This is a genomic window from Paenibacillus sp. CECT 9249 (assembly GCF_918697855.1).
GTDB lineage: Bacteria > Bacillota > Bacilli > Paenibacillales > Paenibacillaceae > MSJ-34.
The window spans coordinates 1-14,291 of record NZ_CAKKLI010000010.1; the positions used below are offsets into that span (position 1 = coordinate 1).

Below are 14,291 nucleotides of genomic sequence, written 5' to 3' on the forward strand. Positions count from 1 at the left end.
GGCATTCCGGAAAGTCCAGTCCCAAATTTATTTTTCAAAGATCAACTGGAAATTTTGAAGGCGGCCGCCAGTCCCCTAGGGGACTGGAAGTAAACTCAAAACTGCCTTCAAGAAATACTATATGAGGAGGAATCCGCGATGAAACAATTCGCTTTTCTCTTGCTTCTATCGATCTTATTAATCATTTCAACATCTTGTTCCGGTCCTGCTTATAAAAGTATCGAAGAAGCGATCTCCTATTATGAATCAAGCGATAATTTCGCCGTCTTCCATACGGCTGAAGTCACTCATGGCGAAATCGCTTTTTATGAACGATTCACCCAACAAGACATTGCAGTAGCATTCATAAGTATGAATGGGAGGACGTACAACATTTATGGCATTGGAGGGTATTTAAGTCAAGATGACGAAGCTCCCGAATGGCATTATTCTTCGAGGGAAATAGCGAATAAAGCATACTCGATATACTTCGGAAGACTGCCGGAACGGCCTGCCGAAAAAATGTCTATTCTGTTTAATAAATTAGGCGTCGTGAAGGAAGCCTCGTTAACGCAGGCAAGTTCAAGCTTCGTATGGTTCGTCGTCTTTGACGAAAGAACCGAGGATCTTGATATTAGCGTGTTGTTCGGCGAGGAACGTGTAACCTAAATACAAACACAGGTCGCCCGGCGGTCATGGACACCGCTTAGCGACCTGTTTCTTTGCAGCCGGTCAGGACTTCACATGCTTTTGCATTTGCGTAATGGCCGATTTCTCCAAACGCGATACTTGCGCTTGCGAGATGCCGATTTCGTCGGCCACTTCCATCTGTGTTTTCCCTTCAAAAAACCTCATCGATAAGATCATTTTTTCGCGGTCGTTCAATTTGCGCATCGCTTCCCGCAGCGCAATTTCTTCGATCCAGGACACGTCTTTGTTTTTATCGTCGCTAATTTGATCCATCACATAAATCGGATCGCCTCCGTCGTGATAAATCGGCTCGAACAAGGATACGGGATCCTGGATCGCATCCAGCGCAAACACGACATCTTCCTTGGGAACGTTAAGCGCTTCGGAAATTTCAAAAATCGTCGGTTCGCGCGAGTTTTTATTCGTTAAGGCGTCGCGCACTTGCAACGCTTTATAGGCGATATCCCGCAAGGAGCGCGATACGCGGATCGGGTTGTTGTCCCGCAAATAGCGGCGGATTTCGCCGATAATCATCGGCACCGCATAGGTGGAAAATTTAACGTTCTGGCTAAGATCGAAATTATCGATCGCTTTCATTAGCCCGATGCAGCCGACTTGGAACAGATCGTCGACAAATTCTCCCCGATTGTTAAACCTTTGAATGACACTTAGGACGAGCCTTAAGTTGCCGTTCACTAATTTCTCTCTTGCTGCTCGTTCGTTATTTTCTTGTAGAGCGACGAACAATTCGCGCATTTCCGCATTGGTCAGAACTGGCAGTTTCGCGGTATCAACACCACATATTTCGACTTTATTTCGGGTCACTGTGACTACCTCCCAAGGAGAAACATTAATGTTCATTATCTCCGAGGGCTGTATTTTTATTCCTTCCTCTAAACGCCGAATCGGACACGATTCGCACGATTCGACATCCCTTTATCTATCTTATCCTCACACCATTTTGTTGAATTCCTTGCGCAATCGTTTAATAATTCTTTTCTCGAGTCTGGAAATATAGGATTGGGAAATGCCGAGCAGATCGGCTACGTCCTTCTGCGTCTTCTCTTCCCCGTCGGTCAGGCCGAAGCGCAATTCCATAATGATCCGTTCCCGTTCGGACAGTTTATCTAACGCCTTATGCAGCAATTTACGGTCCACCTGTTCCTCGATGTTGCGGTAAATCGTGTCGTTCTCGGTGCCGAGTACGTCCGACAGCAGCAACTCGTTGCCGTCCCAATCGATATTAAGCGGTTCGTCGAATGAAACTTCCGTCCGGATTTTACTGTTGCGGCGCAAATACATTAAGATTTCATTCTCAATGCATCGCGAAGCGTATGTCGCCAGTTTTATTTTTTTCTCGGGATCGAACGTATTGACCGCTTTAATCAAACCGATCGCGCCGATCGACACCAAATCTTCTATGTTAATGCCGGTATTTTCGAATTTGCGGGCGATGTAAACGACAAGGCGCAAATTGCGCTCGATCAGCATCGCGCGAATGGCGGAGTCGCCGGAAGACAACCGTTCGAGCAAATATTCTTCTTCTTCCCGGGTGAGCGGCGGGGGCAAGGCCTCGCTTCCGCCGATATAGTAGATTTCTTCGCTCTTCAAACCAAATCGAAACAAAATACGGTAATAGTACAATTGCAACATCAATTTCCATTTCAAGCGCATTACTGTTCCTCCTATATGTTTTATACTCTACTCGGACAAAGTTTGCAGCAATGCCGGATGAATGATCGCTTGATAGGTTCCGTCGGACGACAGCTTGCCGCCGTCCAATCCGATCAGAACCTTCGTACATTCCTCCGTCGTGCCCTCATAGGTAATGCTGACTTTATCCGGTTTGACAGCCAACATAAACTGCGTGCCCCGATTCACTCCGCGATACGGGACAAGACGCAACCGGTCGCTCCACTTGCACGCTTCTTCATCCAGTTTCAGCAGAAACTGATCCGCCTGCATCTCCTTCAGCCCGGAAGCCCAATGCTCGGGCAACGCTGTCCCCCATGCCGCCGCCTCCATAATCATGACAGGGGTTCGCGTCAGCGGATCGGTCAATTGATTGCCGGTATCGATAAGTCCGGTGCAACGCGCCGTCTCTCCTTCGATGGACACTTCCACTTCCGCCGTAAATCGGGTTATATTCTCCCGATGATCGCGCGAGCGAATGACCGTTTTATAAAAAAGAATCATTGCCGCAAAACCGACCGCCGTAAATAAAAAACCGACTTTCAGTTCGAAGCTGAGACCGCCGGAATAGGAATACCAAATTCCGTTGAAAATTTCGCCCGAGCTTTGCAGCAAATAGTGAACCCCGAATATGCCGCCGGCCGCCGCGAAATTAATGATGTAGAAGGCTCCTAAATTTCGCAAATAGTTTTGCAAACTTCCAAAGCCGAACGCCGTCCACAGCATAACAAGGGAGAATACAAATTTGATCAAAAACGTAAACATAAAGGAGAGGGCCGGCACGAACATCATGACAACATAGGAAGCTCCGATGCAAGCCGCGGCGGCGATACGCCAAAACTTCGGCCGTATTTTCCGCATCCATGCCGTTGTCCACAATACGGTTCCGTCAATGAGCAAATTTGTTAGAAAAATAAGATCGATATAAACAACCAGTCCACTTCACCGCCTGCCTGAATGAAATCGTCTTCATCCTATCGTTAGACAACGGATGAAACTAGTATAGTAAAGCTTCAGTCCAAAGTCTGTCTAAACGCGCCGTTGCCCAGGTACTTTTTTTGTCGAAGCGGCGTGGAAGGTTAGTTCGCTGCGCTTGAAATGTGGAAATAGATCGCGGCCGTTGGAAAATATCCAACAGAAACGGCTAATCGGTTGATTGAATCGGAGTTCTGTTGGAAACCGTCCAGCGGATTTCCCCCGTTTCCACTCGTGAGGCTTATTTAACACAATTTCGTTGTATGATTTCCAATGGAAAACCGTATTTCGCCAAATTCAAGGATCAAGCATTGGATAAAATCCAATGGATAACATCCCATCATGCGTGCGTCCCATCCCGGAGACCCGGTTCAAGCCAGGCATCTCCCGGCCATACAAAAACCCGGCTCCGCATCCTTGCACAGGAAGCGAAGCCGGGTCTCGTGATGCCTGTATGAAATTCATTCAGCGAATCCATTAATCGAAATTGCGCGGACGATTGCGCAAAAACGTCGGTATATCCAATTGATCGCCTGAAGATTGATTGCCGAACGGGCGCAAATTGTTGATTTTGGGCTCCGTCGTTTCCGCCGGCGACGTGCCGGCGGCAGGCTTGCGCGCCTGCGGCGCCGCCGACTTATGCTCGAACCCGGTCGCGATGACCGTTACTTTGATGTCGTCTTTCAAGCTTTCGTCGATGATCGCGCCGAAAATCATGTTCACGTCCGGGTCGGACGCCGAAATGACGATTTCGGCCGCTTCGTTCACTTCGTAAAGCGATAGATTCGCTCCGCCGGTAATATTCATAATCACGCCGCGGGCGCCTTCGATCGACGTTTCGAGCAGCGGACTCATGATCGCTTTGCGCGCCGCTTCCGCGGCCCGATCCTCCCCGTTCGCCATGCCGATTCCCATCAATGCCGATCCGCGCTCGGTCATGATCGTTTTCACGTCGGCGAAGTCGAGATTGATTAGCCCCGGTACGGCGATCAGATCGGAGATGCCTTGCACCGCTTGACGCAGAACGTTGTCCGCCGCGCGGAAAGCTTCCAGCATCGGCGTTTTCTTGTCTACGATTTCAAGGAGCCGATCGTTCGGAATGACGATCAGCGTATCCACTTTTTCTTTCAACGCTTCAATACCCGCTTCGGCTTGCGACAGGCGCTTGCGGCCTTCGAAAGTGAACGGGCGCGTAACGACGCCAACGGTAAGCGCGCCGCACTCGCGGGCGATCTCCGCGATGACCGGAGCCGCTCCCGTTCCGGTGCCGCCGCCCATGCCGGCCGTCACGAATACCATATCCGCGCCGCGCAGCGTGTTCATAATCAGTTCGCGCGATTCTTCGGCCGCCTTCTTGCCGACTTCCGGATTTGCGCCGGCTCCCAAACCGCGCGTCAATTTATCGCCGATTTGCAAACGATGCTCGGACTTTGCCAAATGCAAAGCTTGCGCATCCGTATTCACCGTAATAAATTCGACACCCTTCACGCCGTTCTCGATCATCCGGTTTACGGCGTTGCTTCCGCCGCCTCCAACCCCGATGACCTTAATCTGCGCGAGTGATTCCATCTCAAAATCAAATTCCAACATAATCTTCCATCTCCCCCTCAATGCGCCTGGATGGCCAATTCAAACCGCTATATAAAATCTTCAAAAAATTTCTTAACTCGTTCGATAAATCCCGGGGATTCCGCTGCAGGCTTAGCCGGTTTGTTGTTGCGATTGACCGTCTTCTTCGCGGCGCCTCCGCCGCTGCGCATTCTTACCGTTCTGCTCACGCTATGGATAATTCCTACGCCGCTTGTGAAAGCGGGATCGCGTACGCCGATGTAATCGGGCACTGCGATGCGGACGGTTGCATCGAGCTCGCTTTGGGCGATCTCAAGCACGCCCGGCATGGAGACGGTACCTCCCGTCAGCACATAGCCTCCGGGCAACTCCGCGTATCCCAACCGCTTCGCTTCCCCGCGGACCATTTGGAATATTTCCTGGATGCGCGGTTCGATAATGGCCGCAAGATCGGCTTGCGAGAACTCTTTCTCCACATTGCTGCCGATTCGAATGACTTTGAACGTTTGATCCTCCGATGCGTCCCGCATCGTAGCGCAGCCGAATTTGAGCTTCACTTTCTCCGCTTGATCCGTCAATGTGCGCAGCCCGTAGGCAATATCGTTCGTTACGAACTCGCCGCCGATCGGCAGCGTGGACGTCGCAATCATCGAACCGTTCTGGAAGACGGCGATCGTCGTCGCGCCGGCACCGATATCGACCAGCACGGCTCCCATCGTTTTCTCGTCTTTCGAAAGCGCGAGTTGCCCTGCCGACAAAGACATGAGCACCAGATCTTTCACTTTTAAGCCCGCTTTTTCAACGCAACGCAAAAGATTATGTATCGTCGTTTTGGCGCCGGTAATGATCGTCGCTTCCACTTCCAGGCGTACGCCGATCATTCCGCGGGGATCTTGTATTCCTTCAAGCCCGTCCACTACATATTGCTTCGCTACGACATCGATAATTTCCCGCTCCGGCGGCATTGCTACCACTTCCGCCGCTTTGAGGACGCGCTCGATGTCTTCGTCGCCGATTTCGCGATCTTCATTCGAAACGGCGACGACGCCGTGGCTCGATTGCAATCCGATATGATTTCCCGAAATTCCGACAAAAACTTCTGCTATTTGAATGCCGACCATTCTTTCCGCATGATCGACTGCATTGCGAATCGATTGAACCGTTTGGTCAATATCTACGATTGCACCTTTTCGGATACCTTCCGAGTCGGCAGATCCAACTCCAATAATATTAAGGGTTCCATTATTCATTTCCCCGATAATAGCACGAACTTTGGATGTACCGATGTCCAAACTAACAATGATATCATTGCTGCTCAATCCGTGGCACCTCCTACTTCTACCTAAAAAATAATAAATCCTGAAAATATACTCTCTACATATTCAACAAACTTTATTTTTTCCCTCTTTTTTCTACAATTTTTTTGCTAGTAATCTATTTCCAATTCACCTACATTCAGCCCATAATTATTATTCTAACATTATTTCTATTTATTGAGTAGTCTCTTTTTCTTGCTCCGCGCCATCTGCGGCGCCTTCGTACGGTATATAGGAATCGGCCGCCAGCATCGTGATGATGCCGGGCTGTTGCGTTTCGATAATGCCGCTCAAATATCTGACTTTATCTTGAAGAAGAGAGATGGCTGTGACGACCTCGAACTGCGAGCGGGTATATATTTTGATGCGGTCTTGATAAGACTGGGAAGGATACGGAATAATCTCCGAAATATCGGCGAGCAATTCGTTCGGAATTAACGCGAGCTCCTTGGACAGCAAGGCTTTGTTCGGATCGTCCGCCTTCCATTGCGTCAAAATCGGTTTTTCCACGATGACGTCCTTGTCCGTTAGCGAGACGTTCGTTCCATTCGCTAGAATAGCCGACAGATGTCCGTCCGTCTGTGACAATTCATACGCTACCGTGGCGAACTCCTTCACCTGTACGTCGATGACGCCGGGGAAATGCTTGTCCACTTTCACGTCCTCGATCGAGGGGATCGCAAGCAGCCGTTCGCGAATCGTTCCTTTGCTTGTGCCGAAATATTGGTCGCCGATCTTCACGCCGCTCGTCTTCCATAGTTCTTCGTTGGATACATAGCGATTTCCTGCAAACCGAACTTCGGAAATTTTACTGATTGATGATCTAAAAAATAAGACGGCGAGTAAAATAATAAAGAGGAGAAGCAAGATGAATAAAAGCTTGCGATTGCCTCTCGGCTTCACTTTCTTCTCTTTTAAAACCGGCATCGATTTTTGCATCCATTTCACCTCAAAAGTTTTACGGAGTAAAACTATCTTCGAAAGCGTCTGCACAGTTTTACGAAGTAAAACTTCTTCGAAAGCATACGCTATAAAGCCTATGATCCCCTTCGGCGAGGAAGGGGATGAAGGCGGTCAGTTTGCAAAATCAAGTTGTCTGGGTACGGGAGATTGCCGATATATGGACGCTCCCAAGCGATGAAACAGCTGTTCGATCCGATCGTAACCGCGGTCGATATGATGGACTTGTTCGACGATCGTTCTTCCTTGCGCCGCCAACCCGGCAATAACGAGCGCCGCGCCGGCCCGCAAATCGGTCGCTTCCACCGTCGCGCCGTACAGGCGGTTGACGCCCCGGATGAACGCCGAGCTTAGATCCACGCGAATATCCGCTCCCATACGCGTCAATTCGTCCACGTGCTTAAATCTACCTTCGAAAATATTTTCCTTCATCACGCTGAATCCGTCCGCAAGCGACAACAATACCATCACTTGCGATTGCAGGTCTGTCGGAAACGCCGGATAAGGCGAAGTCACGATGCGTTCGACGGCTTTCAGCCTGCCGGAACAGTTCACCTGTATTATATCATCGCCCGTTACGATTTGAACACCGGCCCGCCTAAGCACATGAATGAGCGAAGTCAAATGCGACGGATTCGCATTCGTCAGCGTCACATTCCCTTTCGTAACGGCGGCGGCGATCATTAACGTACCCGCAACGATCCGGTCCGGAATGATTTCATAGCTGCAAGGGGTGAGCGAATCGACGCCGTCGATCGTAATCGTGTCGGTTCCCGCTCCGATCACATGCGCCCCCATGCGATTCAGGAAATTTTGCAAATCTTGGATTTCCGGTTCTCTGGCGGCATTGGTCAGCGTCGTCGTCCCTTTGGCCAGCACGGCGGCCATCATAATGTTCTCCGTCGCTCCTACGCTCGGAAAGTCAAGATGAATATCCGCTCCTCTCAATTGTTTGGCGCGGCAAATGATCCTTTGATCCTTCTGGACGATTTGCGCCCCCAACATTTTTAACCCCCGCAAATGAAGGTCGATTTTCCGTTCTCCGATCGCACATCCGCCAGGCTGATAGATTTGCACCTCGCCGAAACGTGCGAGCAGCGGACCCATGAGAAATATCGAGGATCGCATCTGTCTCATTAATGCTTCCGGAATGTGCGAGGAGTGTGTGAAAGCGGTATCGATCATAACCTTCTCATCAGCATGTTCCGTACGGCAACCGATCTCCTCCAAAATTTGCAGCATGACTTCAATGTCTAAAAGTCTTGGAACGTTATGAAGCTCTACCTTCCCTTTCGCCAGAATGCTTGCTGCAAGAATCGGCAATGCGGCATTTTTCGCTCCATGGATACGAATGGTTCCTGATAGTGGTCGCCCGCCCTCAATCACCAATTTGTCCAATGTATCACCTCCGAGTTTACCGCTCACCCACTACCAACACTTCCGGCACTAATGAAATGCCATATTTTGATGATATCGTCTGTTGGATTTCCTTCATCAGGGTGAGAACATCTCCAGCTGTCGCTTGCCCGGTGTTCACAATGAAATTGGCATGCTGTTCGGATATTTGAGCTCCGCCGACGCGGCGTCCTTTCAATCCCGCTTCCTCGATCAACCTCGCCGCGTAATCGCCCGGCGGGTTGCGGAACACGCTGCCTGCGCAAGCCATTTTCAGCGGTTGGGTACGCATTCGGCGGTCTTTGTAAGATGCCATCGCAGCCGCGATTTCTTTCCGTTCCCCGTAGGCCAATTGAAATGTCGCCTCCACGACGATTCCCGGCCGCTCTTGCAAAATGGAATGACGATAGCGGAACTGCATATCTTGGGCGTTATACCGAACCAATTCCCCTGTCTCCAGTACAATCTCAGCTTCCTTAAATATGCGTGACACATCCGATCCATGGGCACCGGCATTCATATATACGGCGCCGCCAACGGTGCCCGGTATGCCCCCGGCAAACTCCAACCCGGCCAGACCCTGTTTCCCCGCCATTACGCATAGTCTAATAAAGGAATACGCCGCTCCGACGCGAACGGTTTCCCCGTCGAAATGAAGGTGGTCCAAACCTTTGCCCACTTTCACGACAGCGCCGCGAATTCCTTTGTCTGAAACGAGCATGTTTGAGCCCCTGCCGACGGTCGTCCAAGGCACATGATGTTTGCGAAGCAGCTTGAGCGTATCAGCCAACTGCCGCTTGCCGCCGGGAACGATGAAAATGTCTGCAGGCCCTCCGATTTTCCATGTCGTATGGTTGGATAACGGTTCATCGAAGCTAATGCTGCCGAGATTGGCGTCCGTAAATTCCGTAATAAACTGCTGCATCTAACGAACCTCCTTTACATTAATGCCGGTTCCTCTCGGGAGACTGTCACGATTATAGAGTATCTTATGTCGATTAGAACGGGAGTGTGACAATCGCCCAGTCGCTTTATCTAGGCAAAGTAATCAATCTTTCGATTTCTTCTGCAATTTGCTTGGCCGAATCCGGCATGCCGAGCGTTTTCGCCCGTTCCGACATCGACTTCCATCGTTTCTCATCGCCGATGATCGCTTCGATTCGCGCGAACAGCGCCTGTCCGCTCAAATCCTTTTCCAAAATCATCTCGGCCGCTTGTTCATTGGCGAGCGAGCGGGCGTTCGCCTCCTGATGGTTATTGGTTACATTGGGAGACGGAATCAAAATCGAAGGAATGCCCAGCGCCGTAATTTCCGCCAAGGAAGAAGCGCCCGAGCGGCTGACGATCAAAGATGTCGCAGCCAATACTTCCGGCATGTTATGAACGTAAGGCAATACTTTCAACCGTTCCGGAGCCTTCGTATTCCCCCGTTCAATCCGTTCGCTCGTGCCGGGATAGTAGCTTTCCCCCGTAACGTAGACGAAGTAAACGCCCTCCAAACGATGCAAAAGCGGCGTCATTTCGATCATCGCTTCGTTGATCGCTTTGGCCCCGCGGCTCCCGCCGACTACAAGCACGATTCTGGAGCCGGCGGGTATGCCGAGCGAAGAGTAGCCGCTCTTCCGATCCGCAAGCGCGACCGCCGACGCGCACGGATTGCCCGTGAACAGCACCCGCTTCGCTTTATTGAAATGCGGTTCGGACTCTTTGAAACTTACCGCGACCGTGTCGGCATAACGGCTTAAAAATTTGTTTGTCAGCCCCGGTATCGCGTTTTGTTCGTGAATAACCGTCGGAATGCCCAATTTGGCGGCGGCGTATACGACAGGTCCGCAAACGTAACCTCCGGTGCCGATGACGACGTCCGCGCGAAATTGCTTCAGCAATTGTTTGGATCGCTTGACTCCTTGAACGAAACGCATGACGGTTTTTATATTATCGACGGATAATTTACGGCGAAACCCGGTAATGTCGATCGATTCGAACGGAATATTATGTTTCGGGACGAGCGTATGCTCCAATCCCTTCTGTGTGCCAATATATAATAATTCGATATCTTTATGCTGCGCCTGGCATTGCCTGGCAATGGAGAGCGCAGGATAAATATGCCCTCCGGTGCCGCCTCCGCTTAACACAACGCGCATATCAATCACCTCGCATAACGGGATATATTCAATAGAATGCCAAGCGCGGTCAGCATTAAAGTCAATGAGGAGCCGCCGTAGCTTATGAGCGGCAGCGTAATGCCCGTTACGGGCATCAACCCGATGACGACGCCGATGTTGATAATGACCTGAACGGCGACAATCCCGACGATGCCCGCGGCCAGCAAGCTGCCGAACGTATCGGGAGCCGTAAGCGCGACCCTCATGCCGCGCCATACCAAGATAAGAAATAAGAGCAACACCGTCATCCCGCCGATAAAGCCAAGCTCCTCCGCCAAAATCGAAAAGATAAAATCCGTTTGCGGCTCGGGAACATAACTGTACTTCTGCCGGCTCATACCGAGTCCGAGCCCGACGAAACCGCCCGGTCCGATCGCGTACAGCGATTGGATCGATTGGTAGCCTGCGCCGAGCGGGTCTTGCCACGGATCCAAAAAAGCGGTAATGCGCTGCAGCCTGTACGGCGCGGCGATCACTAATCCGACGAAGCCGGCGACCCCGACCAAAGCGAGCGAAGCGAGATGCTTCAATCGCGCTCCGGCCGAGTAAATGACCAGCAAGGACGCTCCAACCATTACGGTGCCCGTTCCAAGGTCCGGCTGCAGCATAATAAGGCCGAACGCGGCCCCCATTATGCCGAGCGGCGGAAGAAGGCCTTTCGTGAACGAGTCGATTTTGGCATGTTGATCGGACAATAACTTTGAAAGAAACAAAATCATAGCCAATTTCATAAATTCGGACGGCTGAATGCCGAACGAACTGATTCCGAGCCAGCTGCGCGCGCCGCCGCGCACGACGCCGATGCCCGGAATCAGAACGATCAACAGCAATACGAAACAAACGATGAGCGTAATTTTCGCATATTTTCTCCAAATAAGATAATCCAAGTTCATCGTAAAATACATCGCAACCAAACCTAATACGGCGAAAAGCAGTTGCCGTTTCACAAAATAGAACGAATCTCCGTAATCGTGAAATGCGAGAACGGCTCCGGCGCTATAGACCATCACGACTCCGATGCCCAGTAACGACAAAATGGATACGATAAGCCAAATATCCGGCGCGGAACGAGCTTTTGACATGGCGAGACACCTCTGCAATCGATTGTAGGGGCTTGCCCTGCCGGCATCGAACATGCCGGGGCTTGGATACCCCCCTACTTAAGACTATGCGCCGCCTCTTTAAAAATTCGTCCACGCTCCTCATAGGAAGCGAACATATCCCAGCTCGCACAGGCGGGAGACAACAAGACGATATCTCCCGGAGCGGCCAGCGCGGCCGCTTCCCGGACCGCTTGCCGAATCGTGTCGGCGGCGTCCTCACCAGTATCGACGGTTTTGATCGCGCGTATCCCCGCCGCCTCCGCCACGCGGCGAATCTTATCCTTCGTTTCGCCGAGCGTCACGACCGCCTTCACCTTATCCTGGAAGATCGGTACGAGCTCCATATAATCGGAGCCGCGATCCAGCCCGCCCGCGATCAGCACAATGCCGCCCGCGAACGCGTCGATCGCCATCGCGGTCGCGACCGCATTCGTCGCCTTCGAATTGTTGTAATACAACACTCCGTCAACCGTCCGCACATATTCCAGGCGATGCTCCACGCCTTCAAACGAAGCCAGAGGCTGCCGCAGCCGTTCGGGATCAATCCCGGCGGCAAGGCATATGGCGGAAGCGGCCAGCGCGTTCTCGACGTTGTAACGCCCGGGGATGCCGATTTCCCGGACGTCGATAATGCGATGGACTTGTCCGAGCTCGTCCCGGTATACGACGCTGCGCTGCAGTTCGTCCGGTTCGGCCGAATACGGCGGCTCGGCATACACCCCGAAGTCCAGCCGTTCCTTGGCGGAAAAAGGCAGCAACGTGGCGCGCACTCGTTCCGCCAAGGAACGGCAAACTTCATTGTCCCAATTGAGAACGGCATAATCCTCCTCCGTCTGATTGGCGAACAGCTTCGCCTTGGAAGCGATATAGTCCTCCATCGTCCCATGGTAATCCAAATGCGTCTCTCCGACGTTTAATAAACAAGCGATGCGCGGATGGAATTGCGACGTCCCTTTCAATTGAAAACTGCTTAATTCGGCTACGAGCCAATGTTCGGCGGTCGCCGCCTGCACCGCTTCGCTGAGCGGGATGCCGATATTGCCGGCGACGATGGCTTTCGCGCCGGCCTGTTTCAATATGTTGCCGACCCATGTCGTCGTCGTCGTCTTTCCGTTAGATCCGGTAATGCCGATGATCGGGGCTTGGCACAGGAAGGAGGCGACTTCCACCTCCGTGACGACTTCGATGCCGAGCGATTGCGCCTGCATGACCGGGGGGGCCGAATAAGGTATGCCCGGGTTTTTGACCACTAGCGCGATATTTGCATGAACCAGCGTATCGGGATGTCCGCCGCAAATAACAGAAATTCCCAAAGCCTCCAATTCAGCGGCTTCGGGACAAAGTTGTCTCTCTTTTTTATCGTTAACGGTGACGCGGGCGCCGGCTTGATGGAATATTTTCGCAACTTGCACTCCGCTTTTGGCGAGGCCCAGCACTACGACCTCTTGATCCCGATATGCTTCAGGAAATTTCATCGATTACAACCCCTTGTTGATGTAAAGTCCAAGCCCGGCAAGAATGATGCCGACAGCCCAAAACGTGATGACAACCCGCCATTCGGACCAGCCTGTAAGCTCAAAATGATGATGGATCGGACTCATCTTGAAAATACGTTTGCCGCGCGTCTTGAACGATGCGACTTGCAAGACGACGGACAGCATTTCCACGACGAACACGCCGCCGATAATAATAAACAACAGCTCCGTCTTCGTCAATATGGCGATCGCGCCGAACGCTCCCCCGATACCGAGCGAGCCGATATCGCCCATGAACACTTTGGCCGGATGCGCGTTGAACACCAGGAAACCGAGCACCGCTCCGATCATGGCCGCCGCACATACCGCTGCCGCATGTTCGGTCGTTTGCATCGCGATAATGGCGAATGCGCCGAAGGCGATGGCGCTCGTGCCCGACAGCAGGCCGTCCACCCCGTCGGTAAAATTAACGGCATTGCTGATCGCAAGCATCATCAATACGATGAAAGGATAGTAGAACCAGCCAAACTCCCATACTACGGACGTTCCCGGAATGGAGATCGTCGTCGGATGGTCGTTCATTGCGAGCAGTACGCATATGATGACGGCGAACAGCAATTGACCGATCAGCTTTTGTTTGGCGGTTAAACCGAGCGAGCGTTTAAATACGATTTTGATATAATCGTCCAGAAACCCGACGAGCCCGAAACCTAACGTCGCAATCAAAAGAATGGCAAAATTCGTATTGATGACGGAAAATTTCAAGAAGGAAAGCGTAAATGCAATCAAAATGATCATTCCGCCCATCGTAGGGGTTCCCGCTTTTTTCAAATGCGCCTGCGGACCGTCGTCGCGAATTTGCTGTCCGAATTTCATCCTTCTCAACAGCGGAATGAACAGCGGGCACGCGATGACGGCGAGTATGAATGAAACGCCGATCGTAAGCATTATTAATTTAAAGTCCACTCTATG

At 51.6% G+C, this 14,291-nt stretch carries 13 protein-coding genes; 1 reads left to right on the forward strand and 12 read right to left on the reverse strand.

The genetic code is table 11. The features are described from left to right. The first annotated feature begins 138 nt into the window (after positions 1-138). On the forward strand, positions 139-648 hold the full coding sequence (locus tag LQ229_RS10020; RefSeq protein WP_230191639.1) for a hypothetical protein: 510 nt from the start codon (positions 139-141) through the stop codon (positions 646-648). Between the two features lie 63 nt (positions 649-711). Here the strand turns inward: LQ229_RS10020 and sigG are convergent, their stop codons facing one another. From sigG to mraY, 12 genes are all read right to left on the reverse strand, one after another. After that, positions 712-1,494, reverse strand: coding sequence for an RNA polymerase sporulation sigma factor SigG (gene sigG / locus LQ229_RS10025; protein WP_216536264.1), 783 nt, complete (start codon positions 1,492-1,494; stop codon positions 712-714). Positions 1,495-1,620: 126 nt separating this feature from the next. Beyond that, positions 1,621-2,343, reverse strand: coding sequence for an RNA polymerase sporulation sigma factor SigE (gene sigE / locus LQ229_RS10030; RefSeq protein ID WP_216536263.1), 723 nt, complete (start codon positions 2,341-2,343; stop codon positions 1,621-1,623). Positions 2,344-2,370: 27 nt separating this feature from the next. After that, positions 2,371-3,297 (reverse strand): sigma-E processing peptidase SpoIIGA, encoded by a 927-nt coding sequence (spoIIGA, locus tag LQ229_RS10035; RefSeq protein WP_230191682.1) that lies wholly within the window; start codon positions 3,295-3,297, stop codon positions 2,371-2,373. A gap of 516 nt (positions 3,298-3,813) precedes the next feature. Beyond that, a complete protein-coding gene (gene ftsZ / locus LQ229_RS10040) occupies positions 3,814-4,926 on the reverse strand; it encodes a cell division protein FtsZ (protein WP_230191640.1) in 1,113 nt (370 codons plus the stop codon). Between the two features lie 47 nt (positions 4,927-4,973). Beyond that, the gene (ftsA, locus tag LQ229_RS10045) at positions 4,974-6,224 is read right to left on the reverse strand and encodes a cell division protein FtsA (protein WP_216536261.1); all 1,251 of its coding nucleotides are present in this window, start codon (positions 6,222-6,224) and stop codon (positions 4,974-4,976) included. 171 nt (positions 6,225-6,395) lie between these two features. Beyond that, complete coding sequence (locus LQ229_RS10050) at positions 6,396-7,160, reverse strand: FtsQ-type POTRA domain-containing protein (RefSeq protein WP_216536260.1); 765 nt, start codon at positions 7,158-7,160, stop codon at positions 6,396-6,398. Positions 7,161-7,295: 135 nt separating this feature from the next. Next, on the reverse strand, positions 7,296-8,579 hold the full coding sequence (gene murA, locus LQ229_RS10055; protein ID WP_216536259.1) for a UDP-N-acetylglucosamine 1-carboxyvinyltransferase: 1,284 nt from the start codon (positions 8,577-8,579) through the stop codon (positions 7,296-7,298). A 16-nt stretch (positions 8,580-8,595) separates the two neighbouring features. Then, a complete protein-coding gene (murB, locus tag LQ229_RS10060; protein WP_216536258.1) occupies positions 8,596-9,501 on the reverse strand; it encodes a UDP-N-acetylmuramate dehydrogenase in 906 nt (301 codons plus the stop codon). Positions 9,502-9,607: 106 nt separating this feature from the next. Further along, positions 9,608-10,720 (reverse strand): undecaprenyldiphospho-muramoylpentapeptide beta-N-acetylglucosaminyltransferase, encoded by a 1,113-nt coding sequence (gene murG, locus LQ229_RS10065; protein WP_216536257.1) that lies wholly within the window; start codon positions 10,718-10,720, stop codon positions 9,608-9,610. A 5-nt stretch (positions 10,721-10,725) separates the two neighbouring features. Continuing rightward, on the reverse strand, positions 10,726-11,823 hold the full coding sequence (gene spoVE / locus LQ229_RS10070) for a stage V sporulation protein E (RefSeq protein WP_216536256.1): 1,098 nt from the start codon (positions 11,821-11,823) through the stop codon (positions 10,726-10,728). A gap of 74 nt (positions 11,824-11,897) precedes the next feature. After that, complete coding sequence (gene murD / locus LQ229_RS10075; RefSeq protein WP_230191641.1) at positions 11,898-13,319, reverse strand: UDP-N-acetylmuramoyl-L-alanine--D-glutamate ligase; 1,422 nt, start codon at positions 13,317-13,319, stop codon at positions 11,898-11,900. A 3-nt stretch (positions 13,320-13,322) separates the two neighbouring features. Further along, positions 13,323-14,285 (reverse strand): phospho-N-acetylmuramoyl-pentapeptide-transferase, encoded by a 963-nt coding sequence (gene mraY / locus LQ229_RS10080; protein ID WP_216536254.1) that lies wholly within the window; start codon positions 14,283-14,285, stop codon positions 13,323-13,325. Between the last annotated feature and the right edge of the window lie 6 nt (positions 14,286-14,291).